The following is a 398-nucleotide window of genomic DNA, read 5'->3' as shown; positions in this document are numbered from 1 at the left end:
TAGGACGCGCCGCACACCAGCCGCACGACGCCGCGGTGGGCCACCATGACGCCCTTGGGCCGGCCGGTGGAGCCGGAGGTGAACATCACGTAGGCGAGGCTGTCGGCCGAGGTGGGCACGACGGGCGCGTGCGTGGGCTTGCGCGAGAGCATCGCGGCGTCGTCGTCCAGCAGCAGGGTGGTGCCGAAGAACGACGGAAGGCTCTGCTCCCAGTCGGAGCGGGTCACCATCACGGGCGCGCCGGAGTCCTCCAGCAGCATCGCGAGGCGCTCGTGGGGGTAGCTCACGTCCAGGGGGACGTAGGCCGCGCCGGCCTTGAGGACGCCCAGGAGGGCGACGATGAGGTCGAGCGAGCGCCCCAGGCCCAGCGCCACGAGAGTGCCCGGACGCACGCCCAG

At 72.9% G+C, this 398-nt stretch carries 1 protein-coding gene; it reads right to left on the bottom strand.

Annotation, left to right across the window (positions count from 1 at the left end; translation table 11 throughout):
• A partial coding sequence (locus D7W79_RS42965) for an AMP-binding protein (RefSeq protein WP_147442405.1) occupies positions 1 to 398 on the bottom strand: 398 nt, incomplete at both ends.

Origin of the sequence: Corallococcus exercitus, assembly GCF_003611585.1 — a bacterium.
Classification (GTDB): Bacteria; Myxococcota; Myxococcia; order Myxococcales; family Myxococcaceae; genus Corallococcus; species Corallococcus exercitus.
The sequence above is the reverse complement of the archived record's forward strand: the minus strand, read 5'-3'. Positions and strand labels throughout refer to the sequence as shown.